29 protein-coding genes and 1 pseudogene are annotated in these 25054 nt (G+C 41.1%); 3 read left to right on the top strand and 27 right to left on the bottom strand.

From position 1 onward, the window contains the following. Nucleotides 1–36: 36 nt before the first annotated feature. From LQ216_RS14350 to LQ216_RS14305, 10 genes and pseudogenes are all read right to left on the bottom strand, one after another. Complete coding sequence (locus LQ216_RS14350; RefSeq protein ID WP_230130169.1) at nucleotides 37–729, bottom strand: aspartate/glutamate racemase family protein; 693 nt, start codon at nucleotides 727–729, stop codon at nucleotides 37–39. Nucleotides 730–891: 162 nt separating this feature from the next. Continuing rightward, nucleotides 892–1134, bottom strand: a complete 243-nt coding sequence (locus tag LQ216_RS14345) for a hypothetical protein (RefSeq protein WP_230130168.1) — start codon at nucleotides 1132–1134, stop codon at nucleotides 892–894. Nucleotides 1135–1400: 266 nt separating this feature from the next. Beyond that, nucleotides 1401–1652 (bottom strand): hypothetical protein, encoded by a 252-nt coding sequence (locus tag LQ216_RS14340; protein ID WP_230130167.1) that lies wholly within the window; start codon nucleotides 1650–1652, stop codon nucleotides 1401–1403. A 298-nt stretch (nucleotides 1653–1950) separates the two neighbouring features. Further along, nucleotides 1951–2106, bottom strand: coding sequence for a hypothetical protein (locus tag LQ216_RS14335; RefSeq protein WP_230130166.1), 156 nt, complete (start codon nucleotides 2104–2106; stop codon nucleotides 1951–1953). 42 nt (nucleotides 2107–2148) lie between these two features. Further along, on the bottom strand, nucleotides 2149–2547 hold the full coding sequence (locus LQ216_RS14330; protein ID WP_230130165.1) for a VOC family protein: 399 nt from the start codon (nucleotides 2545–2547) through the stop codon (nucleotides 2149–2151). Nucleotides 2548–2749: 202 nt separating this feature from the next. After that, nucleotides 2750–3226, bottom strand: a complete 477-nt coding sequence (locus LQ216_RS14325; protein WP_230130164.1) for a DinB family protein — start codon at nucleotides 3224–3226, stop codon at nucleotides 2750–2752. A gap of 60 nt (nucleotides 3227–3286) precedes the next feature. Continuing rightward, nucleotides 3287–4082 (bottom strand): annotated as a pseudogene (locus LQ216_RS14320) (AraC family transcriptional regulator). Nucleotides 4083–4331: 249 nt separating this feature from the next. Continuing rightward, entirely contained in the window at nucleotides 4332–4610 is a 279-nt protein-coding gene (locus LQ216_RS14315; RefSeq protein ID WP_230130163.1) for a hypothetical protein, read from the bottom strand. Nucleotides 4611–4639: 29 nt separating this feature from the next. Further along, a complete protein-coding gene (locus tag LQ216_RS14310) occupies nucleotides 4640–5251 on the bottom strand; it encodes a hypothetical protein (RefSeq protein ID WP_230130162.1) in 612 nt (203 codons plus the stop codon). Nucleotides 5252–5300: 49 nt separating this feature from the next. After that, complete coding sequence (locus LQ216_RS14305) at nucleotides 5301–5972, bottom strand: hypothetical protein (RefSeq protein WP_230130161.1); 672 nt, start codon at nucleotides 5970–5972, stop codon at nucleotides 5301–5303. Between the two features lie 634 nt (nucleotides 5973–6606). Between LQ216_RS14305 and LQ216_RS14300 the strand changes: the two genes are divergently transcribed. Together LQ216_RS14300 and LQ216_RS14295 are read left to right on the top strand one after the other, a co-directional pair. Further along, nucleotides 6607–6795, top strand: a complete 189-nt coding sequence (locus tag LQ216_RS14300) for a hypothetical protein (protein ID WP_230130160.1) — start codon at nucleotides 6607–6609, stop codon at nucleotides 6793–6795. A gap of 11 nt (nucleotides 6796–6806) precedes the next feature. After that, nucleotides 6807–7118: a spore coat protein gene (locus tag LQ216_RS14295; protein ID WP_230130159.1), complete on the top strand. Its 312-nt coding sequence runs from the start codon at nucleotides 6807–6809 to the stop codon at nucleotides 7116–7118. A 203-nt stretch (nucleotides 7119–7321) separates the two neighbouring features. On the opposite strand, the gene LQ216_RS14290 is transcribed toward LQ216_RS14295, so the two are convergent. The 7 genes from LQ216_RS14290 to LQ216_RS14265 form a co-directional block, all read right to left on the bottom strand. After that, nucleotides 7322–8458 carry a zinc-dependent alcohol dehydrogenase gene (locus LQ216_RS14290; RefSeq protein WP_117308497.1) on the bottom strand — a complete coding sequence of 379 codons (1137 nt, stop codon included), beginning with the start codon at nucleotides 8456–8458 and terminating at the stop codon, nucleotides 7322–7324. 18 nt (nucleotides 8459–8476) lie between these two features. Further along, nucleotides 8477–8845, bottom strand: a complete 369-nt coding sequence (locus tag LQ216_RS14285) for a spore coat protein (RefSeq protein ID WP_230130158.1) — start codon at nucleotides 8843–8845, stop codon at nucleotides 8477–8479. Next, a complete protein-coding gene (locus tag LQ216_RS14280; protein ID WP_117308495.1) occupies nucleotides 8842–9066 on the bottom strand; it encodes a spore coat protein in 225 nt (74 codons plus the stop codon). Before LQ216_RS14280 ends, LQ216_RS14285 begins: the two co-directional genes overlap by 4 nt. 157 nt (nucleotides 9067–9223) lie before the next feature. After that, nucleotides 9224–9352, bottom strand: a complete 129-nt coding sequence (locus tag LQ216_RS20385; RefSeq protein ID WP_290369275.1) for a hypothetical protein — start codon at nucleotides 9350–9352, stop codon at nucleotides 9224–9226. Between the two features lie 217 nt (nucleotides 9353–9569). Continuing rightward, entirely contained in the window at nucleotides 9570–9764 is a 195-nt protein-coding gene (locus tag LQ216_RS14275; protein WP_230130157.1) for a hypothetical protein, read from the bottom strand. A gap of 185 nt (nucleotides 9765–9949) precedes the next feature. After that, nucleotides 9950–11272, bottom strand: coding sequence for an ISL3 family transposase (locus LQ216_RS14270; protein ID WP_230130156.1), 1323 nt, complete (start codon nucleotides 11270–11272; stop codon nucleotides 9950–9952). Nucleotides 11273–11316: 44 nt separating this feature from the next. Further along, on the bottom strand, nucleotides 11317–11766 hold the full coding sequence (locus LQ216_RS14265) for a GyrI-like domain-containing protein (protein ID WP_230130155.1): 450 nt from the start codon (nucleotides 11764–11766) through the stop codon (nucleotides 11317–11319). A gap of 209 nt (nucleotides 11767–11975) precedes the next feature. On the opposite strand from LQ216_RS14265, the gene LQ216_RS14260 reads away from it, so the two are divergent. Continuing rightward, on the top strand, nucleotides 11976–12116 hold the full coding sequence (locus LQ216_RS14260) for a hypothetical protein (protein ID WP_230130154.1): 141 nt from the start codon (nucleotides 11976–11978) through the stop codon (nucleotides 12114–12116). A 52-nt stretch (nucleotides 12117–12168) separates the two neighbouring features. On the opposite strand, the gene LQ216_RS14255 is transcribed toward LQ216_RS14260, so the two are convergent. The 10 genes from LQ216_RS14255 to LQ216_RS14210 form a co-directional block, all read right to left on the bottom strand. Further along, entirely contained in the window at nucleotides 12169–12492 is a 324-nt protein-coding gene (locus LQ216_RS14255) for a hypothetical protein (RefSeq protein ID WP_230130153.1), read from the bottom strand. Between the two features lie 134 nt (nucleotides 12493–12626). After that, nucleotides 12627–13094: a GNAT family N-acetyltransferase gene (locus LQ216_RS14250; RefSeq protein ID WP_230130152.1), complete on the bottom strand. Its 468-nt coding sequence runs from the start codon at nucleotides 13092–13094 to the stop codon at nucleotides 12627–12629. Between the two features lie 77 nt (nucleotides 13095–13171). Continuing rightward, nucleotides 13172–14602 (bottom strand): Asp-tRNA(Asn)/Glu-tRNA(Gln) amidotransferase subunit GatB, encoded by a 1431-nt coding sequence (gene gatB / locus LQ216_RS14245; RefSeq protein WP_230130151.1) that lies wholly within the window; start codon nucleotides 14600–14602, stop codon nucleotides 13172–13174. A 13-nt stretch (nucleotides 14603–14615) separates the two neighbouring features. Beyond that, a complete protein-coding gene (gene gatA / locus LQ216_RS14240) occupies nucleotides 14616–16073 on the bottom strand; it encodes an Asp-tRNA(Asn)/Glu-tRNA(Gln) amidotransferase subunit GatA (RefSeq protein ID WP_230130150.1) in 1458 nt (485 codons plus the stop codon). A 12-nt stretch (nucleotides 16074–16085) separates the two neighbouring features. Continuing rightward, a complete protein-coding gene (gatC, locus tag LQ216_RS14235; RefSeq protein ID WP_230130149.1) occupies nucleotides 16086–16376 on the bottom strand; it encodes an Asp-tRNA(Asn)/Glu-tRNA(Gln) amidotransferase subunit GatC in 291 nt (96 codons plus the stop codon). Between the two features lie 701 nt (nucleotides 16377–17077). Beyond that, complete coding sequence (pruA, locus tag LQ216_RS14230) at nucleotides 17078–18625, bottom strand: L-glutamate gamma-semialdehyde dehydrogenase (RefSeq protein WP_230130148.1); 1548 nt, start codon at nucleotides 18623–18625, stop codon at nucleotides 17078–17080. A 163-nt stretch (nucleotides 18626–18788) separates the two neighbouring features. Further along, nucleotides 18789–19961 carry a CamS family sex pheromone protein gene (locus tag LQ216_RS14225; protein ID WP_230130147.1) on the bottom strand — a complete coding sequence of 391 codons (1173 nt, stop codon included), beginning with the start codon at nucleotides 19959–19961 and terminating at the stop codon, nucleotides 18789–18791. A gap of 14 nt (nucleotides 19962–19975) precedes the next feature. Next, entirely contained in the window at nucleotides 19976–21982 is a 2007-nt protein-coding gene (gene ligA / locus LQ216_RS14220; RefSeq protein ID WP_230130146.1) for an NAD-dependent DNA ligase LigA, read from the bottom strand. A 52-nt stretch (nucleotides 21983–22034) separates the two neighbouring features. Then, the gene (gene pcrA, locus LQ216_RS14215) at nucleotides 22035–24260 is read right to left on the bottom strand and encodes a DNA helicase PcrA (RefSeq protein WP_230130145.1); all 2226 of its coding nucleotides are present in this window, start codon (nucleotides 24258–24260) and stop codon (nucleotides 22035–22037) included. Nucleotides 24261–24348: 88 nt separating this feature from the next. Next, nucleotides 24349–25032, bottom strand: a complete 684-nt coding sequence (locus tag LQ216_RS14210) for a heptaprenylglyceryl phosphate synthase (RefSeq protein WP_230130144.1) — start codon at nucleotides 25030–25032, stop codon at nucleotides 24349–24351. Nucleotides 25033–25054: the final 22 nt, after the last annotated feature.

Genomic DNA, 25054 nt, shown 5'->3' with positions numbered 1-25054 from the left:
TTGAGTTTAAATTTCCTTTTATCGGTATTGAATTATTCAATCTACCAAAGATCTATTAACAGCTTCAATCGCGTGTATGAAAGTCGTATCAAACAACGGAACTCTAGAATCCTCTGGTTTTATTAATAATCCAATTTCTGTACAGCCTAAAATAATTCCTTCGGCTCCGTTATGGATTAAGCGTTCCATGACATTCTTATAGTAATCTCTTGATTTTTGATCCACTTTACCCAAACATAATTCTTCATAAATCACTTTATTTACAATTTCTCTATCCTTTTCATTTGGCACAATAATCTTTATCCCATTCGATTCGATTCGTGATTTGTAAAAATCCTGCTCCATTGTATACTTTGTACCAAGCAAACCTACTGAACGTAATCCTTGCTTTTTAATTTGATCGGCTGTGGCATCCGCAATATGTAAAATAGGAATGTTGATCTTTTCTTTTATGTCAGCTATTACTTTATGCATTGTATTTGTGCATATCACAATGAAATTGGCTCCGCCTTTTTCTAAAGATAATGCAACCTGGCCCAATACTTTGCCGGCTTTTTTCCAATCCCCCTCAGATTGATAACGCTCGATTTCTTCAAAGTCAACGCTATATAAAAGGCACTTTGCTGAATGTAACCCTCCTAATTTGTTTTTTACTTCTTCGTTAATAATCCGGTAATATTCAGCCGAAGACTCCCAGCTCATTCCTCCAATAAGTCCTATTGTTTTCATTATTTGCTTCCTTTCAAAATGAATATTCATTTATTTGATCAAATGTTGTATTAGACTATTAAAATATTACAAATATGCCCATTTCCCCAAAAAATTGAGTCCCCCTGTGTTCTATCCTTGTTTAATTCATATAAAGTGTCCGCTACAACGATCTATCATTCACTATGAATAAATAACCCCAATAATACTTACTATCGCTAGAAATAATCCTATTATAAAATTAAAAATCCTTCTTAAAAGAATGAGAGGAATTTTTTTCTCTGTTAAATCAATAAGAACTTCAAAGAAAGAGAAACGATTGCCGAAAAAGCTGTCTTCAACTTCTTCCTTTTTGCCAGTTACTGAATGCCACATAACCCAAATGCCTAGAATTGCTAAGCAGCTAAAGAATATTTTTAAGCCCATTTAAATCTACCACCCTATAATGTAAATAAAGGAACTAATCATTTTTCTTTACCTGAAGTATCTTCTCTAATTCTCTCAGTGATTTTTCTATACAAAAAAATGATTAGCGTGGCTATTATAGAAACACCCAAGATGTCTATAAAATTCATTTTTACCACCCCTTTTATTCAGAGCCAATGGTCCGAAACTTGGTAAGGTTTTAATAAATTACTGGGTAGACTAGCTAAATAAGGGAGCTAGCATTCGTATGAGGACTGAACCAACAGTCAGAAATTACTAACTATTTTTGGAAGCTTCTCTCTTCCTTCTCCCTTATAAAACCCTGAAAATTGAAGCTTATTTCTATACAATATAAAAACTAAAATAATAATAGCCAAGCCTGCTAACCAACCACCATTGGTATTATCTACATTTATGCCTAAACCCGCATAGATGAATTTGGCTAATGCACCCATTAAACTGCCAAGAATGAAAAATAATAAGATGATTCGAATTAATTCTAAGATTACCCTAAACATCATTCTCCCCTTTTAAAAACTTCTTATTAAAATTATACCATTTATATACAGTTATTCTTATAATTAACTGTGTGTTAGTTCCAAAAGAAAAAGGCTGCCGCAGCAACCTTGATATTGAAGTAAAGCTTTCATTAGTTGAAGAAGTAATATTTAATTTTGTGAATTAGCTTTATTCCTTATTTTTTTCAGAAGAAACAAGTGAAAAAAAATAAGTGAGGCTACAATAAAAAGTAGTCAAAAGATCACTAAGCTAAATACTCACTAATAACAGAATCCAGCTATGGTTTTACTCTTTAATTCAGCGTTTCAATATCCTGATATCCGTAAATGTTTGATTAAATAATTCGCTTCTTAGAAGAAGATTACCTAGAACATCTCTTTCGTCCTCAGCTGTTATTAATTCCTCCAGGATAGTCGCATTTCCATTCTTTACAACCACTTTATATTCGTTCATAATGTCACCGCCTACTGCAATTTAATGTCTTGATTGTAATTACTATTTACTTGCGAGGTTCAATTGCCAAGTGACCCCATATTTGTCGGCAACCCAACCGAACTTTTCACTAAATGGATAAGGAGCTAACGGCATGAGAACTCCTCCATCTTCGGATAACTTCTCAAAAGCTGCGTCAATTTCTTCCTCTGTATCACAAGTTACATAAAGCGATATGGCAGGAGTGAATGTAAATTCATGCTTGATGCTGCTGTCGATACACATAAGCTCTTGTCCCTTTAGCGAAAATGTAGCCTGAAACACGCTTCCCTCTATACCAGCTTCATTGGCCCCATAACGGGCAATACTAGTTATTTCAGATTGGTCAAATAGAGAGGTATAAAAATTCATTGCTTCTTCAGCCTTGCCCTCGAACATTAGGAATGTGTGTACTTTTTGCATTTGGATACAGCTCCTTCAATTTTAATTCTCTTCATTTTTAACCAAACAATGAAATAATAAATCTAATCAAAATACTGTTTCTGAACAGCGAGAAAATTGTTAAAGTAAAATGTATTTGTCGTTGTTTAATAAGCTCAGCATACCGTTAAATATATTTAGTATAAATATAAAAGTCAACCATTTGGAAAAGAGACTTCTAATCTTACTTTCCGCTGGATGGCAATTTATATTCGATGACCCGCTTCATCTCTTTCATTTTCCCTATATGGAGTGCTTCATGCAACAACGCAAAACCGGCACATTCCCCATAAGTCTCAAATCCAAATAAAGGCTTTTCCAGCAGTTCATTTAGGTGTCCAGCTGGAATTTGTTGAAGACGGACCAACTGATCCTTCAGTTGTGTGATAAGCTCATTTGCGGTAGGTACATCCCCTTTCCATTCAGCAGGTTTGGTACCAGGAACAAATAATTCGCTATAGTTTGCCGGAAGGTAGCTCATTTTTTTTGAAATATCTAACATAAAGTACTCAGTAACCGTTAATATATGGCCGATATGCCATTGAATCGTATTGTTGAAACCAGCCGGCTGTACATGCACTATTTCCTCCGGGACTGATTCTGCCACTTCAATACACCAACCTCTTGCCAACTCAAATTGCTTAAACACCAGTTCAGTCATATCTTTCTCCCCCTTTACTATAGTGGTTCCATTCTAGCACGCAGCATATGAATACGTTTCTTATCGATTGCTATGTTGAGTAACCCGATTGAGGAAATTATTCATCAATAGGGGCAGGGAAATCAGGATAGGAGGATCATCCAGCCGGGGAACATGGAGTATAACTAGTTGATGGGGGACTGGTGAATAGGGTTTGACTATAATCGGCACTTTCGATCTAGTGCGTAAGGTTGTGTCGGAAGTAGAAAGTCCATGGCCTGCATCCCCCAAGAGACTGAGGTAGCCATCAGAAAATAGGTGCCCGGTTTGACGTTCGTAAAGCAAAAATCCCCCAAGGAAGAAAGTAATGTTCCGTATAGGGGGAGTCCTTCGGGAATCGGTTTGGCAAACAAGCCGATTAGAATGACTCCTTCAAAAGGAATTTCCGCTTGGACGGTCCCTTCAATTCTGAAATGCTGATTTGATATAGGCTGCGGCGTACGCCAATCTTTTAGATTCCGCAAAGATTGGAGGTGGTTGTCTGCTTGTAATGTCGAGCTCCGAAAATGGGACGGCGTCATGCCTACCCGCTTGGTAAATCGAAGGGTGAATGTTCCCAGACTCTGGTGTCCGATTTCCAATCCGATATCGCGAACACTTAGATTCGTACTCAGTAACAAGTCTTTTGCCTTTTGCAAACGGAGGGAAGAGAAACATAATAGAGGGGTGGGAGACCGATTTTTTCTTTAAAAATACGCGCGAAATGATACGGACTATAGCCTGCACATCGGGCCAATCGGGAAAGCGGAAGCGGGTCATAGATATGTTCATGAATATACGTGATGACCCCATCTATTTCTGAATGCCGTTCTGTCATATTTCCTACACCTTCCTTTTTCAACAACACCCATTTACGAATAAGGTGCGAATAGTACTATCCTAAAATTCTCCAACAATCATCCTAATTCCTTCTTTAAGAAAAGGTACAACGACGGGCAAGTATACAAAAGACAAAGCGCCAGTTAATTCTACTTTATGAATCCAAGTAGTCCTGGCGCTTTTACTTAATATTTTTCATATTGGAAAATACTTTCAGTTTAATCATTATTCCTAATAACTGCAGGTCTTAATCAGATTGATGCATTGCTCTTTGGGCAAGATGCTCTTCTTCTTTTTTTACATAGATATCGTATTGTGAATTATCGTTAAACCGTTGCCTATCGTTTACATTCAACGGGGTTTTGATTTTGTATTTCACGCCTGCATTTTTTAGCTTTGCAACGACTTTAAAATAGTTCTCATGCCCAAATGTGGTGAATATCAGTTTCCATTTTCTGTTTAAATATATTTTCGCCAATGTGATGATAACAAATATTAAAACTATAATGGCAATCACTTTATACATATTCCACCTCTTTTCCTATCTGATTATAGTTATTTTACCTTGCATGAAAAGACATACACGTTCTCGTTTTCCTTAATTAAGATGTTTAAGGCTTCCTTATCATCTGGTGACACAGCTTTTATATCACCGTCTTTTGTGTCTTCTATATAAGCACCTATTGCTGTATATTTGTCGTGCGGCAATTTCTTTTTCTCACTAATGGAAACTTTGGAGGAAGCAACGGAAGGTGATGCCTTTTGTTCCCTAGCAATGGCAGATCCAATCTCACCCTCTACAAAAAACTCGTACCAAGTTGGATCTTTTTCATCACCTGAAAACCGCCTCACTCCAAAAGACATAAGAGAATCTCCCTTCTTTATTTCGTTTGTCATTTTCATCAAGGTGTTTGATAGCTTTCCATTTTGATAATAATCGATCTTTGTTTCAAATTCGCGCTTGTCAGCAAGTCCGATCTTATAGACGAGTAAATCACCTTCATTCGTCGAAGTTAAATTGATCAACTCTAATTCTTTATCGGATAGTTCATATGGTGAGACAGTATCCTCTTTATTCATACTTATCTTCTGCTTTGTTTGTTCCGCGTCGCATCCAGCAATTCCCAATATTCCTATGAGAAGTAATATATTCACTCTTTTTTTCAAATTGTTACTCTCCCCTTCGTATCTCTTTAAAAGCTGCAGAAATTCAGCCTCAAAGTTCTCTTTTTCTATCATTCTCGAAAAGAACAATCCCCATACCGTTAGCTTCGCCCGATTCAGGGTGTTCCTTGATTTTGGTTACATCTATAGCTGTTTCTATTTCAATTATTTTCTTTTCATGTCCATACAGATTCAATTCATAAGGGCCATTTCTATTCATTAATTGATTAAAATCATATGGGTCATCAATGTCGGTGGTTTTGAATTTTAATGTAAATTGAGCTTCCTTTGAACTGTAGTTTGCTAATAGAATGTAGCACTTGCCATTTAACTTTTTGCCATCCTTACTAGTTTCAAATTCACACCGACTAAATTCCTCTTCGTATCCAATCGCGTAAATACCAGTCGCAATAGTGTTTTGATACGTATAAATCAGTAAATGAGATCCAGCTATACCAAAAACAAATAATGATAACACGATTCTTATATTATATTTTTTAAAAGAATTGTTTAGTAAATACAAACTGACAAAAAATAGTATAAAACTTGTTATCCCAACAAAAAGAATACCCTCTTGGGATTCAGGATTAGAGTATACTGGCAAACCAACTGATTTAAAAATTGTTTCCCCATAGGGACTGGCATTGGGAAAAGGAAAATCCAGAATAAACGATATAATAAATAAAATAATGCCCCAAATTAAATAATTTCTTTTCTCAATCATGTATGCATCCACCTAACTTTCCAACTTTTCAAATCATCATGTATGATCATTTAAATCTAACTATTACTAAAATTGGGTCAAAAGAAATTTCCGACTACTTCTTTTTCAATCCCCATGCAAAGATTGTAGGCGCAGTAGGTTAACAGTGAGGTAAACCCCAATATATAAACAAAGCCAAAAGTCATCCCACCTGTACTTTCAAAGATGAACATTCCATGATTTAACAGATCACTATGTTTTAGGTTATTATAGAATAAAAAGGAAGTGGATAAAATAAAAACTGCTTGGTACATAAATCTTTTTGGCTTAATATTTTCAATAATAGGTTTTAACAGAATAGGAAGTAGCAAGTATCCCAATCTTTTTTTAATTATCGGATTAACCATTCAAACTGTCGCAGTAATAATATACTTTGTAATTAAGTTCAAAAGTAAAACCAAAAATATGTAAAATTTTTAAAAATATTATGCACCCGTCCCTCTTCGAGAAGCTATCTAGATCTGTTCACAGTGTATTATGAAATCCTTTGTAATATCTCCTTTAATTTTGCTCATAATAAACATGAAGAATAACCTAGTTATGGTACACTCCATTCTTCATCACAGAATAAAAAAATTAGGTAAGGAGGTTTAGAATGATAAATCAATTGGGGCTTCATGAAAAGCTTGAGGCGCATGAAATCTTGACGTTTAAAAGCAATTGCATCGCAAAATCTTCAACTATGGCGGGTCTGGCGCAAGACTCAGAACTAAAAAATCTTCTTTCAATGGATGTCCAACAATCAAGACTAGAAGCGGAACAATTAGTTAATTTGTTAAAGTAGGAGGTCATTTCATGAATGAATTTATTCAAAACATTACGGGTATGGGCAACATCACCGATCAGGTGATAGCAACCGATCTATTAAATGGGGCAAAGTCTGGTGTGAAGATGCATTCTTTCGCTGTCACTGAAACGGCTACTCCAGAACTTAGAGCTGTGCTCACTGAACACTTAAACAACGCAATTAATTTTCATGAACAGGTTGTTGATTACATGGTCGCTAAAGGGTTCTACCATCCTTATAATATGAATGAACAAATTAACGTCGACGTAACAACCGCACAGATAGCATTAAACATACCTCAACAACAACAGCAACAATAAAATAATGGCTATGAATATTGTTGGCTTATTCGTTTAAAACTTTAGTTTTAAACGCCTTTCAGCTCAGCTGAAAGGTAGCTCGAATCGCAAGGGGCCAAAAGAAAGCTCGCATTCTCTTTGGCCCCTTGCGATTCGAGCTTAAATAAGCCAACACTAGCCCATAAAAAAATGGAAATCATCTGATTTCCATTTTTTTATGCCATTTACGGCTTTAGGATTACTTTTATGCAGTCATCTGTTCTCGTATCGAAGTATTCATAGCCTTTTTCCGCTTCAGCAAGCGGAAGAACGTGTGTAACAATATCACTAGGATTTACTTTTCCTTCATTAAACAAATCATGTAGGAAAGGCATATAGTGGATAACCGGTGCTTGTCCTGTCCTAAGGTTTACGTTTCTTTGGAAAATATCTCCAAGTGGGAAAGCGTTATATCTTCCGCCATAAGCACCGGTAACTTGTATCGTGCCGCCTTTGCGGACAGCTTGTGTAGCCATTACTAATGGACTAAGTGAACCGCCTTGCAGCTTTAGTCCGGTTCCCACATATTCCATCGGGGTCATTTTCCCGTCCATGCCGACAGCTTCTATCACAACGTCAGCGCCGCCTTTGGTTAGCTCTTTCAAATACTCCCCGGTATGTTCGTGCTGTTCAAAGTTTACGGTTTCCACATTATTGTGCTTTTTCGCATGCTGCAGGCGATAATCGATATAGTCAACCGCTATTACCCTTTTTGCCCCTTTCAGCCAGGCAAACTTCTGGGCAAGCAATCCCACAGGTCCACAACCGAACACGATAACGGTATCTCCGTCCTTTACTCCGGCATTATCCACAGACCAATAAGCCGTTGAAGCTGCATCGGCAAGAAGAGTTAGGCTTTCATCAGGCACTTCGCTATTTTCTGGAATTTTGAAGGGAGTAAAGTTCCCATAAGGTACACGCAAAAATTCGGCCTGACCGCCCGGGTATCCTCCCATTGTATCGGAATAACCGAAATATGCACCCATTTCTCCATTCTCATTCGAGTTATCGCATTGGCTTTCCAAGTGGTTTTGGCAAAAGAAGCACTGCCCACAAGCCACATTAAATGGGATAACAACGCGGTCGCCTTTTTTCACTTTCGTTACATCAGGGCCTACTTCTTCTACGATACCCATTGGTTCGTGTCCGATAATATAATCTTCAGGGAAGTTTGGAACCATCCCGTGAATCAAATGCAGGTCGGAACCGCAAATGGCAGAATGAGTTATTTTAACAATGATATCGTCCTTTTTTTCGATTGTCGGATCCTTTACCTCTTTGACTCGTACATCCTTTATCCCTTGAAACGTTACTGCTTTCATTATCCAGCCTCCCTCCTATTATTCATCTGAATCGATTTGCGCCATCATACCCATTCTGGAAGTGTCGCCAGGGAATAATTTCAAATTCCCGATCATTGTCACTGCTTCTACTGATTTCATATCGATCTGGTATTGGTCTTCCACATTGTAAGGATGCAGCCATCCCTTTTCCATCATGAAATTGCTTACCTCTTCGTGCAACTGAAGCCCCTGTTCCATCTGATTGCGGAACGCGTTCCTGACCTCTGGCGTTCTTGACTCCGTGATCGCATAGGCTGCATTCCGAACACCGCTTTTTACACTTAATAAAAATTCCAATGCTAATGCGGAATCAGCCATCTCGGGCATGCCTTCTGCGTTTTCGACTTCTAAGTAATCATTAATCAATGCAGTTCACCTCCGTTTACCGGGTTTGGGATTTTATATAGATTTTGCAGATCTTGTAGTGCTTGTAGCGATTGTTGAACGTCTTTTTCCATTAATGCCTTAAGATCCTGATCGAATACGACCCCCGACATCATCTTGGATTTGACTACACATGTCGTTTTAAAATTAAGCATCTCATGTAATTCCATTGTTTCATGATACCCCAAGCTTTTATTTTCCATTTAATCACCTCCATAGTGCTGAATCAGATGTATTTTCCCTCAGTGAATCAAGAACTATACATATTGAAAGCACTAGACATACAAGTAAACCGGGCAAGCGAACGCGAAAAACCCCAACAGGATTTCCTGTTGGGGCTAATTGACTAAACTTTATAGATTATTTGTTATTTCTTTTCAAAGTCGCTTTCTGTTTGAATTCAGCCTTGCTTGGCCGCTCCTTCACTTCTCTTCTTGAATCAAAATTTTCAACATTCGCATATCCGTGAGTACCATTTCCATTTGGCATAATGACCACCTCCGTTTTGGATGGGATCCACATGATCGTTAGATGGTAAAAAGAAAAAGATGAAGGGTAATTTCGAACACTATGTGCCCGACTATTTAGACACATAGGAACTGTTTCCCCCTACACATAATGTGTGTTTTGGCGATTCTAATGATGTGAGGAATTATAAGGGAAAGTGTACCCTTTGATTAAGGAATAACTTTATGTACAGAACTAATTATTCATTATCTTTGTTATCTTGAATCGCCTTAATCAGAGTGTCCAATTTCTCATTTCTTTGTTGATCCAATTTTGTTTTTTCATTCATGAATCGAATGATCCTTACAATAAAATAAATGCTAAAACCAATAATGATTAAATAGAGTAAGATAGGTATAATTGCAAAAAGACCAAATATGCTATCAGCTTCCATCTAAGAACCCCCCTAGTGTTTATCCCATTATTATACATTAGTTTTAATTGCTTGTATCGGCTTATCGGTTACTCGCTGGCTAATGAAGCATACTATTGTTTAACACTTTTGTTATGGGTTATATAGTACATAAGAGCTTATAACTAATAAGTTATGGGTATTCGGATTTTATGGTGGAAAAGGGCTTATAAATCACCCTTCTCCAAATTCTTAATAAGTGTGGAAAAATCGACACCAAAGTTGTCTGTAATGTCGTGATCAGTCACTTCATACCAATTGAAAGTATCGTATAACATAGCTTTGTTGAAAGCACTTGAATTAAATCGTGGTTTACGCTTCTTATGGAGCTTCTCATTGAAAAGGATTTTGGCTCGTAAGGCATCAAACGAGTAACCTCTACCCAATCGCTCTACCTGCCTAATAATGCTGTTAATTGACTCCGTATAAGCGTTAGTGAGCCTTTTATCAAAGTAGTTGAATATTTCGTCATGCCAGTTGTCTACGGCTCTCGCAAGGTCTTTATAAGCGTCTTTAGAGTTACTGGACATACAACGGTGTCTCCATTGACTATAACGAAGTCGACCTTCATCTGGATCAGGAGTATCCCATATCCAGTAAAACTCTTCTTTGAGTTCATAGGCTTCTTTCAAAGCAGGAAGATTACCTAACCAAGTCTCTAAGAGGAATGATTCACGTTCATTTAGATCGTGTTTACGCTTTAGAAGGATAAACCTTTCACGCATAAGGGTACGTCTTTCTTTTTGGCTCATTTGGGCTTTCAAAGACTTTCTGACGTTATCTAAGGCTTGATTAGCCATTCTAACTACATGGAACTTATCTACGACAACTTTAGCGTGTGGAAGGATAGTGTTCACTGCGTCTTTGTAGGGCTTCCACATATCCATTGTGACGTACTCAATATAAGTCCTGTCACTGATTTCTGAAAGACGTTGGATGACTGTTTCCTTGTTACGGTTAGGCTTGATGTCATAAATAGTCCTGCGTTCAATATTAGTCAATACAAGCCGAGGTCTACGGATAATATGTATCTCGTCTATCCCAAGCCATTTAGGAGTCTCAAACTGGTATTCACGTTCTTTGAGTGCCACATAGTCCTTAAAAACGTTCCTAACAGTTTTCTCGTCAACACCAACGCTTTCTGCGACTTCTACAAAGGTCTTAGACATGGATTGCTCTTGAATGGACTCTAAAAGCCTTTTGGTCATACTACGCTTTTCATCTACGGATATTAGGCGTTCCCAGAAGGTAGATCCGCATTCACGACACTTGTATCGTCTACGGTTCAATTGTAAGCCCACTCGCTTTAAACGAATGGGCAAATCCATAATTAGTTGATTTCTTGAACTGTGTTTGTACAACTTGTCAAAACCACATTCAGGACAACGTTCAGGTGGCTCGACTGCTTCAACTTTAAACATCATATCGGTTTCATTTTCTTGTGGTGGTTCAATTGCAGTTAGATCTGAAAGACATAGTAGGTCTGTCATGTTGTTCATCCTTTAAACAGAAGGTGGGAAATGTCCCTGCTTCGTTACTGTATAGGAACTAATATTTCACACAAATGATTATCAATCATTTGTGAAGTATATCTTTCTATAATTGGTTGTTCTCTTATTGATAGATTATTTCTTTCTATCTCAGAAAAAATATTGCCCCAAAATTCACTGACTGCCTCCTTTGTATGGTCAAGCAAGAAAACAGCGTATTTCCCACCAGAAAATTCACCAACATGAGCTGGTTTTGCCACATTAAAATCTTTATTTATAACAACGCAAACATCATAACGACATTCCTCTTTAGGAGTAATCTCTGGGTTATCTTGCGGTATACCTAAAATTGTAGAATTATCAAATACACCATTCAATTTTGCCCACTTTTTAAAAGACTCCATTAATTCTTTGTTTTGCTTTTCACCATACTCCCCAACATTTCGGAAATAAGCAATCCTTGATTCAGGTAATTCTTCAATAGTTATTTTCATATTTTAGTCCTCCTTTCTTAGATAAGGTAATTCGATTTAAAATGTTTTTCAAGTTCTTTTTTAAAAGAATTTGATTATAGTATGGTTTAATTAATCTATTATTCCACTATATAATCCGATTTATGATGTGATTTTTATCAAGCAATTAAAATAGTAATTCCACTATATATTCCGAAGACCCTAAGTTATTCACAAGGGAGTGTTACATTATGAAAGTGAAAACTGAGAAAGCTCATGACAAGACGGATAACCAAGATTCTTATGAAGTAATCGGCGATAATCCGGAGGGCAATCGGATACAAGATGACCATGAAGAAAATCAGAAAAAAGAAAGGAAGTCCAATAAGTAACAACTTTTGGGCTTCCTTTCCTTTTTCACTACTATTAGTTTTATACCATTTTTCATTTCGTTACGTTTAATTCTGTAACTTCCTTCTTTTCCTCCGGGTCCAGGAATTTCTCTGTCTGCTGATTCATCGTTTCAGCTGTAGTCAGTGCCTGGCTGTTAGGTTCCGCTTCACCCTTGCTTTGCGGTGTTTGTTTTTCTTCCGAACTGTTAGTGCTTGTAAAGGTTCGAACCTGGTCCATAATTTTTTGGCGTGTTTCCGGTGTAACCACGGATTGTAGTTTATTTATCACCTTGTCACGTGATTCCTTATTTCGAAATAAATACGCTGCCGTTCCCAAAACTGCAAAGCCTAATAAACTATTTTTTGATTTTGCCATTTTTTAGTCCCTCCCAAAGTATATATAGTTATTATTCCCCTAAATAAGGAACGTAAACGGATTGATATCCGTTGTACACACGTAAGAAAAATCTTTTTAACCATTCTAGATACCAGCGGGTATCTTCCCCATCTCTATATCCGTTTTTTCATCGTTGCCGTTTTGACAGAGAAACCATCAGGATTAGCTGTGATTTCTTCCTTCGTTACTACATAACCGAGTGATTGATATAGGCTTATGTTCCTTGGCAGGGACATACGAACTTTGCAGACCATTTCCGTCTTGTTATTTTCCTTCGCGTAGGTTTCAAGCCAGACCAGCATGGACTTCGCAATCCCTTTTCCTCTTTCCTTTGGTGGAACTGAGACACGGGAGAAATAAAGGGAATGGTTATCCAATCTGAATCTGGTAGAACCAACGGGAACATCATCTACTAGGCAAAGAATGGCTTGTTCTGATCTGCTTTTCATCGAATCAACAATGGAGGATACCGTTTCGTTTAGAGCACTGGAAGGAACATCAAGATTTCGGTATTCTTCAAAGGCCTCTAGCATTAATTGATGAACAGTATAAATATCCTCTTCATCTGCCGGCTTGATCATATTCTTCTCCCCCTTTTATCTCACAGATTCAGCTGAAATTTAAAAGCCGTACCACATAAAGTGATACGGCCCTTTGATTATCGTTTCTGTATTTCCTCTAAAAGAATTTTATTGACGAGCTGCGGATTCGCCTGTCCTTTTGTCGCTTTCATAATCTGGCCGACCAGGAAGCCGATCGCTTTTTGTTTTCCATTTTTAAAATCATCAACAGATTGCGGATTGTTATCCAGTGCTTCGCCGACAATTTTCTTTAATGCACCTTCGTCCGATATTTGGACAAGGCCTTTTTCCTTGACGATTGCTTCGGCATCTCCGCCGTTTTCAATCAATTCCTTAAAGACTTGCTTGGCAATTTTCGATGAAATCGTGCCGTTTTCGATCAGCTTGATCATCCCGGCAAGCGACTCCGGCGTAAGGGCCACATCATGCAGTTCTTTTCCTTCCGCATTCAAATAGGCAGAAAGCTCACCCATGATCCAGTTGGACGCCTGTTTTGCATCCGCACCCTTAGCAACCGTTGCTTCAAAGAAGTCAGCCGTTTCCTTCGTAACCGTTAAAACAGCTGCATCATACGAAGAAAGACCGAGCTCTTCCATATAACGCTTCTTCCGCTCATCTGGAAGCTCTGGGATTTCCGCACGAATACGCGCTTTCCAATCTTCATCAATGTACAGGTCCAAAAGGTCGGGCTCTGGGAAGTAGCGATAATCATCTGATCCTTCTTTAACACGCATTAAGAGTGTTTTCCCTGTCGCTTCATCAAAACGGCGCGTTTCCTGTTCAATTACGCCCCCTGAGCTCAATACTTCTTCCTGACGTATTTCTTCAAACTCAAGGCCTTTGCGGACAAAGTTGAAAGAGTTTAGGTTCTTTAACTCTGTCTTCGTGCCAAATTCCTTTTGGCCAACCGGGCGAAGCGAGATATTCGCGTCACATCTTAAGGAGCCTTCTTCCATTTTACAATCAGAAACTCCGGTATACTGGATGATTGATTTCAATTTCTCCAAATAAGCATATGCCTCTTCCGGAGATGTAATGTCAGGCTCGGAAACAATCTCTACAAGCGGTGTTCCTTGACGGTTATAGTCACATAGGGAATAGCCGTCCCCTGTATGTGTCAGCTTGCCTGCATCTTCTTCCATATGGATGCGCGTAATCCCAATTTTCTTTTTCTTTCCGTCTACTTCTATTTCAATCCAGCCATGCTCCCCAATGGGTTTGTCGAATTGGGAAATTTGATATGCCTTTGGATTGTCCGGATAAAAATAGTTTTTCCGGTCGAATTTCGTTTCGGTCGCGATTTCGCAGTTCAATGCCATCGCAGCCTTCATCGCGAAATCAACCGCTTTTTTGTTCAATACCGGCAGCACGCCCGGATAGCCGAGGTCCACTACGGTCGTATTCGTATTCGGTGCCGCACCGAAATGGTTCGGGCTCGCTGAGAAAATTTTCGAGTCTGTTTTTAATTCTACATGTACTTCAAGGCCAATTACCGTTTCATAGCTCATTATTCTTCACCCCTTACAGCTGTGGTCTTTGTTTATGAAATTCAGTCGCCTGCTCAAACGCATGAGCCGTGCGGTAAATTGTGCTTTCATCAAAGTGCTTGCCGATAATCTGCAACCCAAGCGGAAGACCATCTGCGAAGCCGCATGGCACGGAAATCGCCGGCACCCCGGCAAGGTTCACCGGAATCGTTAGAATATCGTTTGCGTACATCGTTAATGGGTCGTTTGTTTTCTCACCGATTTTAAATGCCGGAGTTGGCGTTGTCGGTCCGACAATGACATCATATTTCTGGAACACGTCATCAAAGTCTTTTTTAATCAACGTACGGGCTTTTTGCGCTTTTTTATAATAAGCATCATAGTATCCGGAGCTTAGCGAGAAGGTACCCAACATGATCCGGCGTTTTACTTCATCGCCAAAGCCTTCCGCACGGGTTTGCTTGTACATTTCAATCAAATTGGCTGCATTGTCGGTGCGATAGCCGTAACGGACGCCATCGAACCGGGAAAGGTTTGCCGACGCCTCTGAGGAAGAAAGCAGATAGTAGGTAGCCAGCGCATATTTAGAGTGCGGCAGCGAGACTTCTTCCCAGGTTGCGCCAAGCTTCTCTAACACCTTTAACGCTTCAAGAACCGAGTTTTTCGCTTCTTCACTTACACCTTCACCTAGGTATTCTTTAGGTACAGCAATTTTAAGTCCTTTAATATCCCCTGTTAAGGCATTCACGAAATTAGGGACATCCACATTAGCGGAGGTGGAATCCATATGATCCACACCAGAAATGGCTTCGAGCAGGTAAGCATTGTCCTCGACCGTGTTCGTGATCGGGCCGATTTGGTCAAGGGACGACGCAAATGCGATCAATCCGAATCGGGACACACGGCCGTATGTTGGCTTCAAACCGACCACGCCACAATATGCTGCTGGCTGGCGGATGGAACCGCCTGTATCGGAACCGAGGGAAAACAATACTTCACCAGCTGCGACGGATGCTGCGGAACCGCCTGAAGAGCCCCCCGGAACGTAATCTAGATTCCACGGATTGCGGGTAACCTGATATGCCGAGTTTTCATTCGATGACCCCATCGCAAACTCATCCATGTTCAATTTACCGATTGTAACCGTTTCTGCTTGCTGCAGCTTTTGAACAACGGTCGCATCATAAATAGGATCGAAGTTTTCGAGAATTTTACTGCCAGAGGTTGTCCGAAGATTTTTCGTAACGATGTTATCCTTTACGCCAATCGGCATGCCGGCCAGAATACTTTTGTTTTCCCCTTTTGCGAGCCTGTCGTCGAGCTCTTTTGCCTGGGTTCTGGCTTTTTCCTCATTAAGTGTTAGAAAGGATTTCACCTTGTCTTCCACCTGGCCGATCTGTTTGTATGATTCACTGACGAGATCGGTTACTGAGATTTCTTTCTTATGTAAAAGCTCATGAAGCTCTGAAACTTTATGTTCAAACAATGACATGATTTCCCCTCCTTAATCCAAAATCGACGGAACACGGATTTGTCCATCCTTGCTGTCCGGAGCATTTTTCAACACTTCTTCAACAGACAGTCCCTGCTTTGCAACATCTTCTCTCATGACATTTTTCATGTCTAAAACATGAGAAGTCGGCTCCACATTATCCGTATCAAGCTCATTAAGCTGCTCCGCGAATGAAATGATTTGATCGAGCTGTTTGGTAAACTTTTCTGCTTCTTCCTCAGTAATCCCAAGCCGTGCCAAATGAGCCACATGCTTTACTTGATCCATTGTAATACGCGACACTCTCTCCACCTCCAATATATAAGAAAAGCGCAAGCGCCCTGCAAGCAGGGATCGTCGACTAAAAACTGCGACATCGTGTCGCAAACGTCGACGCCAGCCCATCCTGGGCAAGTGCGACAGGCATAAGACGAACCGCGTAGGAAATCCCTGATTTCTGAAGCGGTTTGGCAATAGAGGAACCTCGACTAAAACCTGCCACGTCGTTATGTCTTGCGTCGAGGTCAGCACATCCTGTGCAAGTCCGAGCGGCTGGGCGCTGTAGCTAGACATCTTAAAGTAAAAAAACCGGCTTTCGCTAAGCCGTCATTTGTAGGTAACTATATTTCGGGATTTGCCCGAAAGCAATTAAATAAATCATAACAAACTTTTCAGCAGTAAAGCAACATCCAGCTGCTTTGGATCTAGTAATTGTGAACTTGATTCTGTCGATATGACAGAAAGTAGCAGATAAATTATTCTTCAACTAGAAATACCGCAAATATTGTCCGGGAAATATTGAAAGAAGTCGGTTCGGCAATTAAATTAGCCGAAGACCTTATAAATAGACGGTGATATGCACCTATCGACAACGACTGCTTCTTATTAAGGGTGTTACCCTGTAGGTCAGGGTCGGAAAATGACTTTAGCTTAAATCAACTTCCCCGAGCCATATTAGATTAAAAAGACCTCCCCACATATAGCGGGAAGGCTGTATTTATTTCTTAGTACATCTCTGAAGTTGTTTTGCCTTGCATGTGAAGGACTAGGTAGTCTGGTCCGCCCGCTTTTGAATCGGTTCCGGACATATTGAATCCGCCGAACGGCTGGTAACCGACAATCGCGCCTGTGCAGCCGCGGTTGAAGTATAGGTTTCCGACATGGAAGTCTTCGCGCGCTTTTTCCATGTTCTCGCGGTTGCTGGTAATAACCGCACCGGTTAAGCCATATTCCGTGTTATTGGCAATTTCTAAAGCATGATCGAAGTCTTTTGCTTTAGTAAACCCAATAACAGGGCCGAAGATCTCTTCCTGCATTAAGCGGGCTTTTGGATCAAGATCGGCAATAATCGTTGGCTTCACGAAGAATCCAGTTGAGTCATCGCCTTCTCCGCCGGCCACTAGCTTGCCTTCTGTTTTTCCAATTTCAATATATTCCATGATTTTCTTAAATGCATTCTGGTCGATAACCGGCCCCATGAAATTAGATGGATCTTCAGGGTTTCCGATTGACAATTCCTTCGTTAACTCTACGGCACGGTTCAACACTTGATCATACACGTCTTCCACGATAACCGCGCGTGAACATGCAGAACATTTCTGTCCAGAGAACCCGAATGCTGATTTTACGATGGATTGAGCTGCCAGCTCAAGATCCGCTTCTTTATCGACAACCATTGTGTCTTTGCCGCCCATTTCTGCGATGACGCGCTTCAGCCAAATTTGGCCTTCATTTACTTTTGATGCGCGTTCAAAAATGCGGGTACCGATCTCACGAGAACCTGTGAAGGATACAAAACGCGTGCGCGGGTGATCAACCAAATAGTCCCCAACCTCTGCGCCGCTTCCCGGTACAAAATTAAGAACTCCTTTTGGAAGTCCTGCTTCTTCCATGACTTCGACAAACTTAGCCGCAACTACTGGGGTAGTGGAAGCCGGTTTTAATAAAACGGTGTTTCCTGTTACAATCGCAGCCACTGTCGTACCAGCCATAATCGCAAACGGGAAGTTCCATGGGGAAATGATAATCCCGACACCTAGCGGAATATAATCATAACGGTTATATTCATTCGGTCTGCTTTGTACAGGGATTCCGTCTTTTACTTTTAGCATTTGGCGAGCATAGAACTCTAGGAAGTCAATGGCTTCTGCTGTATCTGCATCCGCTTCATTCCAAGGCTTGCCTGCTTCTTTTGTTAGCAGTGCCGAGAACTCATGCTTGCGGCGGCGGATGATGGCTGCTGCCTTGAATAGTACATCAGCGCGTACTTCCGGTTTCACCTTCTTCCATGTGTTAAATGCTTCGTCGGCTGCTTTCATTGCTTTTTCAGCCAGCTCGCGGTCAGCCTTAGACACACGTCCAATGATTTCTTCTTTATTGGCAGGGTTGAAAGAAACGATTTTATCGTCAGTGGAAATCCGTTCTCCACCGATCACTAAATCATAATCTTGCCCTAAATATGTTTTAACTGTCTTTAGACCCGTTAGATAATCATTTTTGTTAGTTTCCTGAGAGAAGTCAGTAAACGGTTCATGCTTGTATGGTTGTACCAAGTAATTCCCCTCCAATATTATAGCTTCATTTATCACTCCACTACTATTCTACTTGATGTAACCCAAGAGTTACAACTAGTATAAATAATAGAATAATTTTAAATATTGCGAACTCAATTATATTGTTTTTTCAAAACAAAAACCCGCACGAAGCGGGCAATAATTAGTTATAAATATGAACGAATGGCTCCTCTTGATCTGCTTTACGAACAATCAGCGCTTCCGGACCATTTACCGAAGTAATCGATACCTGCACCGAAACATAATCCGGGAAATGCTGCATGACAAGCCCTGTAACATATTGTGTGAAGCTCACCGTTTCCGATTGACCATAAAACTGAATCGGGATGTTAATATCAAGATCCTGCAGCTGGTCTTCTGCATAAAAAGCTCGTCCAACCACGCCATTGAAGTTTGGAAAGTATTTTTCAACATCCTGTTTAAAGCCGTCAAAGGCATTCGAATCTGTACGGAATTTATTCTTTGTTTTATCATCCGCTGGGAAAATATAATATCTTTCATTCACTTTTTCCCATTTGCCGATTTGGTTGCTTCCCTGATCGATATTCGTATAGGAAATGAAATTGCCCGGTACGACCGAAGATTTTTCATTTTGTTTAAACAGGGCGATGGTAATCGGAACTTCTTCCAAGCCTTCCATCTGCCGTAATCTCTTTAGCACTTCCTGGGCTATTTTTCTTCCTTCTTCTTCAATGTTTTCTGTCTTATTGCTGAAAGTCGCTCCGAATTCCTCTTTTTGATAATAATTTGTGGAATTAAGCGCAAGGCCGATCACGACGCCGCCAAGAGCCACCTCGTTATCTTTGTTCTTTACTAAATAATCATGCTCGAGGATGTGCGCTAAATAGATCGGGTTTTCTTTATTGCGTTTATCTATATCGCCTTTGCCGGAGTCTAACGGATTAAGCCCGATATTATCCTCCTGCTTCAGATTCTCTTGCTTTAATTGCGCGTCTGTGAATTTGCGGTTCAACCAGAGGTTGACCGTTTTTTTGTCCAGATTCTGTCCTTCCTGGAACAGATATTGATCAGGATCGAATTGGTTCTGGGCAACCCGCATCAGGCCTGTCTCAAATTCTTCAATGTCGTAACGCGTATTTAAGTTAGAGACGACCAGTCCCCTTGCTTTTGCCGGCTCAAACGGAAGGATGGCCCGATAAAATTTATCGGAAATATTGTACTTTGGTATGATCGCAGTCTCCTTTGATTTATCTATTTCTGCATCCTGGACTACTTCCTGCTGCTTCTCAAATCTTGGGGCACACCCCGAGAGAAGAAGCAATACAGCGAGTCCGATAAAGGAGATTTTTTTCATGGTTTTACACCCTCTTATTTCGTTAATTCTCGAATCAGTCTCTCTTCGTCCCATACTTCTATGCCTAGATTCTGCGCTTTCGCAAGCTTTGATCCCGCATCAGTGCCTGCAACAAGCAAATCGGTTTTCTTAGAAACACTGCCCGCTACATTCGCTCCAAGCGCTTCAAGCTTTTCCTGTGCAACACCCCGGGTTAACTGCTCCAGCTTTCCGGTCAAGACGACTGTCTTTTCGGCAAAGAACGAATCCGAGTTTTCTATCGTCACCGGTCTTGCCCCTTTGTAAACAAGGTTTACGCCAGCCGCTTCAAGCTCTTTAATCAGCTCTTGAACCTCATCGCTTTCAAAAAATGTCACAACAGAATCGGCCATTTTTTCGCCAATTTCATTTACCGCTGTTAATTCTTCAAGCGTTGCTTTTCTTAATGCTTCTATTGTACCGAACTCCCCGGCAAGCGTCTTCGCCGCCTTTGATCCTACGTGACGGATTCCAAGTCCAAATAGCAGTCTTTCCAATGAATTGGATTTCGAAGCCTCAATGGCCTGTAACAGGTTATTTACTGATTTCTCGCCCATCCGCTCCAAAGAGATCAGTTGTTCATACGTTAATTTGTAAATATCCGCAACATCCTTGATTAACTGTTCGCTGAATAATTGGCTGATTACCTTTTCCCCAAGACCGTCAATGTTCATCGCAGTCCTTGACACAAAATGAATCAATCCTTCGCGAATCTGTGCCGGGCATTTCGGGTTGATACAGCGAAGCGCCACTTCTTCTTCCAGTCGGACGAGCTCGCTTTCGCATTCAGGACAGTGGGTAGGCATTTTGAATTCTTCTTCCTGCCCAGTCCGCCTGTCAGCCAAGACGTTGACAACTTCGGGAATGATATCGCCCGCTTTTTTTACGACAACCTGGTCACCGATCTTAATATCCTTTTCCCGGATCAAATCTTCATTGTGCAAGGAGGCCCGCTGTACGGTCGTGCCGGCAACCCTTACCGGTTCCAGAATAGCGGTCGGAGTGACAACTCCTGTACGGCCTACACTTAATTCAATATCGCGGAGCGTTGTAATAACCTCTTCGGCTGGAAATTTATAAGCAATCGCCCAACGCGGACTTTTAGCCGTTGTTCCAAGCGCCCGTTGCTGTTCAAGGGAATCAACTTTAATGACGATTCCATCTATATCATACTGAAGGTTTGGGCGTTTTTCTACCCATCCTTCCACATATGCTAACACTTCCTCAATATTCGCGCATTTTTTTCGTTCTCTATTTGTTTTAAAGCCGAGGCGGTCTAATAAATCCAAGCCTTCGCTGTGGGATTTTACACCTGTTTCACCGATCTCCGCAATTGCATATAAGAAGATGTCCAGGTTTCTTTTTGCCGCCAGTTTGGGATCGAGCTGGCGCAATGAGCCCGCTGCCGCATTCCGCGGATTCGCGAACGGCTCCTCATCGCGCTCTTCCTTGGCCTTATTGAGCGCCTCGAACGATTTTCTTGGCATAAAGGCTTCTCCCCGAACTTCAATCGAAATCGGTTCTTTCGTTTTTAATGGAATCGACTTGATCGTTTTCAGGTTTTCCGTAATATCTTCCCCTTCTGTTCCGTCCCCGCGGGTCGCCCCTCGAACGAATAGGCCGTCTTCATACAAAAGTGTTACAGCAAGGCCGTCAATCTTCAATTCACATACATAGGAAAATCCCTCTCCGGCGGACTGGCGGACTTTTCGGTCAAAATCTCGCAGGTCTGCTTCATTAAAAGCATTGCCGAGACTAAGCATCGGGCTTGAGTGTTCGACTTTTTCAAACATTTCCAAAATCGTTCCGCCGACACGCTGTGTAGGGGAATCAGGGGAACGCAGCTCAGGAAATTGTTCCTCATATTCAATCAGCTCTCTCAAAAGTTTATCATATTCAGCATCCGGTACAGACGGTCTGTCCAATACGTGATATTCATAGCTGTATTGATTTAAGAGATTTTGCAAATCTTTCACATGTTTTTCAGCCGTGTTAACGTCCATAGGTTCTTTTCCTTTCCTAGTAATGTTAGGTTAAGATGGGGTCCGGGGTCCCCTACACCTTTTGAATCGGTGCGAATTTAGCAAGCAGCCGTTTAATGCCGGTTGGACTTGGAAACGCGATGTCGAGTTCTTTCCCTTCTCCTTCACCCTTCACGCTGACAACTGTTCCGACTCCCCATTTTTTATGGGAGGCTTTGTCACCTACATTCCAGCCGATCTCTTCCCCTCCTGTTGAGGTAGGCGGAGAAACGGCCCGGCCAAATGTAGCGGATCGCTGCTGCATGCCTCTTTGATGACTTGATGAAGACATGAAAGCAGGCGTCTTTGTCTTCGGCTGCAAGTCTTCAAGAATGTCTTCGGGGATCTCGGAAATAAACCGCGAAACCGGGTTCATATTCGTCCGTCCATACAATGTGCGCATTTGCGCGTTCGTTAAATAAAGCTCCGTTTCCGCCCGAGTAATGCCTACATAAGCCAGGCGGCGCTCTTCTTCCATTTCTTCTTCATCCATCAGCGATCGGCTGTGAGGGAACACGCCTTCCTCAAGCCCGAGCAAAAACACGATAGGAAATTCCAATCCTTTTGCCGAGTGTAGGGTCATCAATGTCACCGTATCCTGAGGGCCCTCTGTTTCGTCAAGCTGGTCGATATCGGCAACGAGTGCCAAATCGGTTAAGAAGGCTACCAATGATTTATCATCATTTTTTTCCTCAAAGCTTTTCGTTACGGATAAAAACTCGTCGATGTTTTCTAATCTGCTCTGGGACTCTATCGACTTTTCCGCTTCAAGCATTTCACGGTATCCTGTTTTCCCGAGAATCTCTTCGACTAGCTCCGTTACCGATAGATATTCCTGCATTTGTGTGTAGCCGTGAACAAGATCGCGAAAATCTCGTACCGTCTTTGTTATCTTCGGGCTTAACCCGATTTGCTCAATTTCCTGAAGCGCTTGGAACATGGACAGATCATTCATCATCGCATAGTCGCCAATCTTATCAACAGATGTAGCGCCTACCCCGCGTTTGGGCACGTTGATGACACGACGAAGGGAAATATCATCATCCGGATTTGCAATCAGGCGAAGATACGCAAGAATATCCTTAATTTCCTTCCGATCATAGAACTTGATGCCACCGACAATGCTGTATTGAATATTGGATTTTAACAGAACTTCCTCCATTACACGCGATTGCGCATTCGTCCGGTAGAGGATGGCAACATCCGAGAACTTACGGGAACTGTCCCTTGTTACTTCGTTTATTTTTCCGGCGACAAACTGGGCCTCACCCTGTTCATTGTCAGCCCTTAAATATAAAATCTTGTTGCCTTCAGAATTTTCCGTCCAGAGATTTTTAGGCTTCCGGTTGCTGTTTTTGGCGATCACTTCGTTTGCTGCCTGAAGGATTCTTTTCGTGGAACGATAGTTTTGTTCAAGGAAAATCACAGTGGCATTCGGATAATCTTTCTCAAAGGAAAGGATATTCGCAATGTCGGCCCCTCTCCATCCGTAAATGGACTGATCGGAGTCACCTACGACACACAGGTTTTTGAAACGGGAACCCAGCTGTTTTACGAGCATGTACTGGGCCCGGTTCGTATCCTGATACTCATCGACGTGGATATACTGAAATTTGCGCTGATAATATTCCAGAACTTCAGGTACCCTTTGGAATAACTGAATGGTAATCATGATCAAGTCATCGAAATCGAGTGCCTGGTTTTTACGGAGACGCCTCTGATATTCCGAGTAAACCTCCGCTACTGTCTGCTCAAAATACCCGCCAGCCGTTTTGGCAAAGTCATCAGCTGTCATCAGCTCGTTTTTCGCGGAACTGATGGTTCCTAAAATAGCCCGGTAATCAAATTTCTTCGTATCCATATTCTTATCTTTTAATATCTGTTTAATGACTGACTGTTGATCGGTTGTGTCAAGGATGGAGAAATTCCGGTTAAAGCCAATCCTGTCAATGTCACGCCGCAAAATCCGAACGCACATCGAGTGGAAGGTTGAAACCCAGATTTCATCCGCTGCACCTCCCATTAAATTGCGGATCCTATCTTTCATTTCACGCGCAGCTTTATTCGTGAACGTAATCGCAAGGATATTCCACGGCGCTACTTGTTTTTCCACCATTAAATAAGCAATACGGTGGGTAAGCACCCGTGTTTTTCCGCTCCCCGCCCCGGCCATGATCAAAAGCGGCCCGTCCGTTGCTTTCACAGCCTTCTGTTGCTGCTCATTTAATCCATTCACTAATTTATCAGATAAGTATTGCATGAAAACACCGCCCCATTCGAACATTTGTTCCTTTTATTATACTATAGATAATCAAACGATTAATTAACTTTTTTAGTGATTTAAACATTTATTTTACTGCTGAAACGGTTTTCAAAGCCATAGGCAAATCGTCATATACAACATTTCCCACAATGATTACATCGGCAAACTGGGCCATTTCCTTTGCCTGTTCTGCCGTTTTAATGCCGCCTCCGTAGAAAAGAACCGTTTCGGACAGATTTTGTTTGGCCATTTCCACCACATGGGGATCGCCATATGTCCCGCTGTATTCCAGATAAAAAATAGGTAGATGGAACATTTTCTCGGCCATTAATGCGTAAGCCGCCACATCGTCCGTATCCAGCACTGCATTCGCTTTTGTCAGCTTTGCAGCCTTACAATCAGGATTTAAGATGCAATAGCCTTCAACAATCATTTCATCCCAGTTCATGATTTCACCGTATTCTTTCACAGCCTGATGATGCAAATTCATCATCCAATCGGGATCGGTACTATTAAGGACGGTCGGGATAAAATAGAAGTCAAACCCAGGGGTGACTGTATCTATCGAAGAAACTTCAAGCACACAAGGAACTGTAAATCTTCGCACCCTGGCCATTAAATCAAGAACGTTTTCCAGGGTGATCCCATCCGAACCGCCGACAATGACCGCATCTGTCCCGGATTCGCAAATCCTCTCCAATTCAACGTCCGTTATTGCTTTATTAGGATCGAGTTTGAAAGCATGCTTCCACTCGCGAAAATCATACATCGTAATCCTCCATTCTAGCTTC

The organism is Bacillus sp. CECT 9360, from assembly GCF_918741275.1.
In the GTDB taxonomy this organism is placed as follows: domain Bacteria; phylum Bacillota; class Bacilli; order Bacillales; family DSM-1321; genus Peribacillus.
Note: the sequence above shows the minus strand (reverse complement) of the source record. Positions and strands in the feature narration are given on the sequence as shown.

What these genes read in the sequence shown, in the direction of transcription:
- gatA (WP_230130150.1), bottom strand. Translation starts at nt 16,073, where the DNA reads ATGTCATTGTTTGAACATAAAGTTTCAGAGCTTCATGAGCTTTTACAT.
- LQ216_RS14270 (WP_230130156.1), bottom strand. Translation starts at nt 11,272, where the DNA reads ATGACAGACCTACTATGTCTTTCAGATCTAACTGCAATTGAACCACCA.
- LQ216_RS14335 (WP_230130166.1), bottom strand. Translation starts at nt 2,106, where the DNA reads ATGAACGAATATAAAGTGGTTGTAAAGAATGGAAATGCGACTATCCTG.
- LQ216_RS14275 (WP_230130157.1), bottom strand. Translation starts at nt 9,764, where the DNA reads ATGGAAGCTGATAGCATATTTGGTCTTTTTGCAATTATACCTATCTTA.
- LQ216_RS14255 (WP_230130153.1), bottom strand. Translation starts at nt 12,492, where the DNA reads ATGGCAAAATCAAAAAATAGTTTATTAGGCTTTGCAGTTTTGGGAACG.
- gatB (WP_230130151.1), bottom strand. Translation starts at nt 14,602, where the DNA reads ATGAGCTATGAAACGGTAATTGGCCTTGAAGTACATGTAGAATTAAAA.
- LQ216_RS14305 (WP_230130161.1), bottom strand. Translation starts at nt 5,972, where the DNA reads ATGATTGAGAAAAGAAATTATTTAATTTGGGGCATTATTTTATTTATT.
- LQ216_RS14290 (WP_117308497.1), bottom strand. Translation starts at nt 8,458, where the DNA reads ATGAAAGCAGTAACGTTTCAAGGGATAAAGGATGTACGAGTCAAAGAG.
- LQ216_RS14295 (WP_230130159.1), top strand. Translation starts at nt 6,807, where the DNA reads ATGAATGAATTTATTCAAAACATTACGGGTATGGGCAACATCACCGAT.
- LQ216_RS14325 (WP_230130164.1), bottom strand. Translation starts at nt 3,226, where the DNA reads ATGACTGAACTGGTGTTTAAGCAATTTGAGTTGGCAAGAGGTTGGTGT.
- LQ216_RS14280 (WP_117308495.1), bottom strand. Translation starts at nt 9,066, where the DNA reads ATGGAAAATAAAAGCTTGGGGTATCATGAAACAATGGAATTACATGAG.
- LQ216_RS14260 (WP_230130154.1), top strand. Translation starts at nt 11,976, where the DNA reads ATGAAAGTGAAAACTGAGAAAGCTCATGACAAGACGGATAACCAAGAT.
- pcrA (WP_230130145.1), bottom strand. Translation starts at nt 24,260, where the DNA reads ATGCAATACTTATCTGATAAATTAGTGAATGGATTAAATGAGCAGCAA.
- LQ216_RS14345 (WP_230130168.1), bottom strand. Translation starts at nt 1,134, where the DNA reads ATGGGCTTAAAAATATTCTTTAGCTGCTTAGCAATTCTAGGCATTTGG.
- LQ216_RS14340 (WP_230130167.1), bottom strand. Translation starts at nt 1,652, where the DNA reads ATGTTTAGGGTAATCTTAGAATTAATTCGAATCATCTTATTATTTTTC.
- LQ216_RS14350 (WP_230130169.1), bottom strand. Translation starts at nt 729, where the DNA reads ATGAAAACAATAGGACTTATTGGAGGAATGAGCTGGGAGTCTTCGGCT.
- LQ216_RS14265 (WP_230130155.1), bottom strand. Translation starts at nt 11,766, where the DNA reads ATGAAAATAACTATTGAAGAATTACCTGAATCAAGGATTGCTTATTTC.
- LQ216_RS14300 (WP_230130160.1), top strand. Translation starts at nt 6,607, where the DNA reads ATGATAAATCAATTGGGGCTTCATGAAAAGCTTGAGGCGCATGAAATC.
- ligA (WP_230130146.1), bottom strand. Translation starts at nt 21,982, where the DNA reads ATGGACGTTAACACGGCTGAAAAACATGTGAAAGATTTGCAAAATCTC.
- LQ216_RS14225 (WP_230130147.1), bottom strand. Translation starts at nt 19,961, where the DNA reads ATGAAAAAAATCTCCTTTATCGGACTCGCTGTATTGCTTCTTCTCTCG.
- LQ216_RS14210 (WP_230130144.1), bottom strand. Translation starts at nt 25,032, where the DNA reads ATGTATGATTTTCGCGAGTGGAAGCATGCTTTCAAACTCGATCCTAAT.
- LQ216_RS20385 (WP_290369275.1), bottom strand. Translation starts at nt 9,352, where the DNA reads ATGCCAAATGGAAATGGTACTCACGGATATGCGAATGTTGAAAATTTT.
- LQ216_RS14330 (WP_230130165.1), bottom strand. Translation starts at nt 2,547, where the DNA reads ATGCAAAAAGTACACACATTCCTAATGTTCGAGGGCAAGGCTGAAGAA.
- LQ216_RS14315 (WP_230130163.1), bottom strand. Translation starts at nt 4,610, where the DNA reads ATGTATAAAGTGATTGCCATTATAGTTTTAATATTTGTTATCATCACA.
- LQ216_RS14250 (WP_230130152.1), bottom strand. Translation starts at nt 13,094, where the DNA reads ATGATCAAGCCGGCAGATGAAGAGGATATTTATACTGTTCATCAATTA.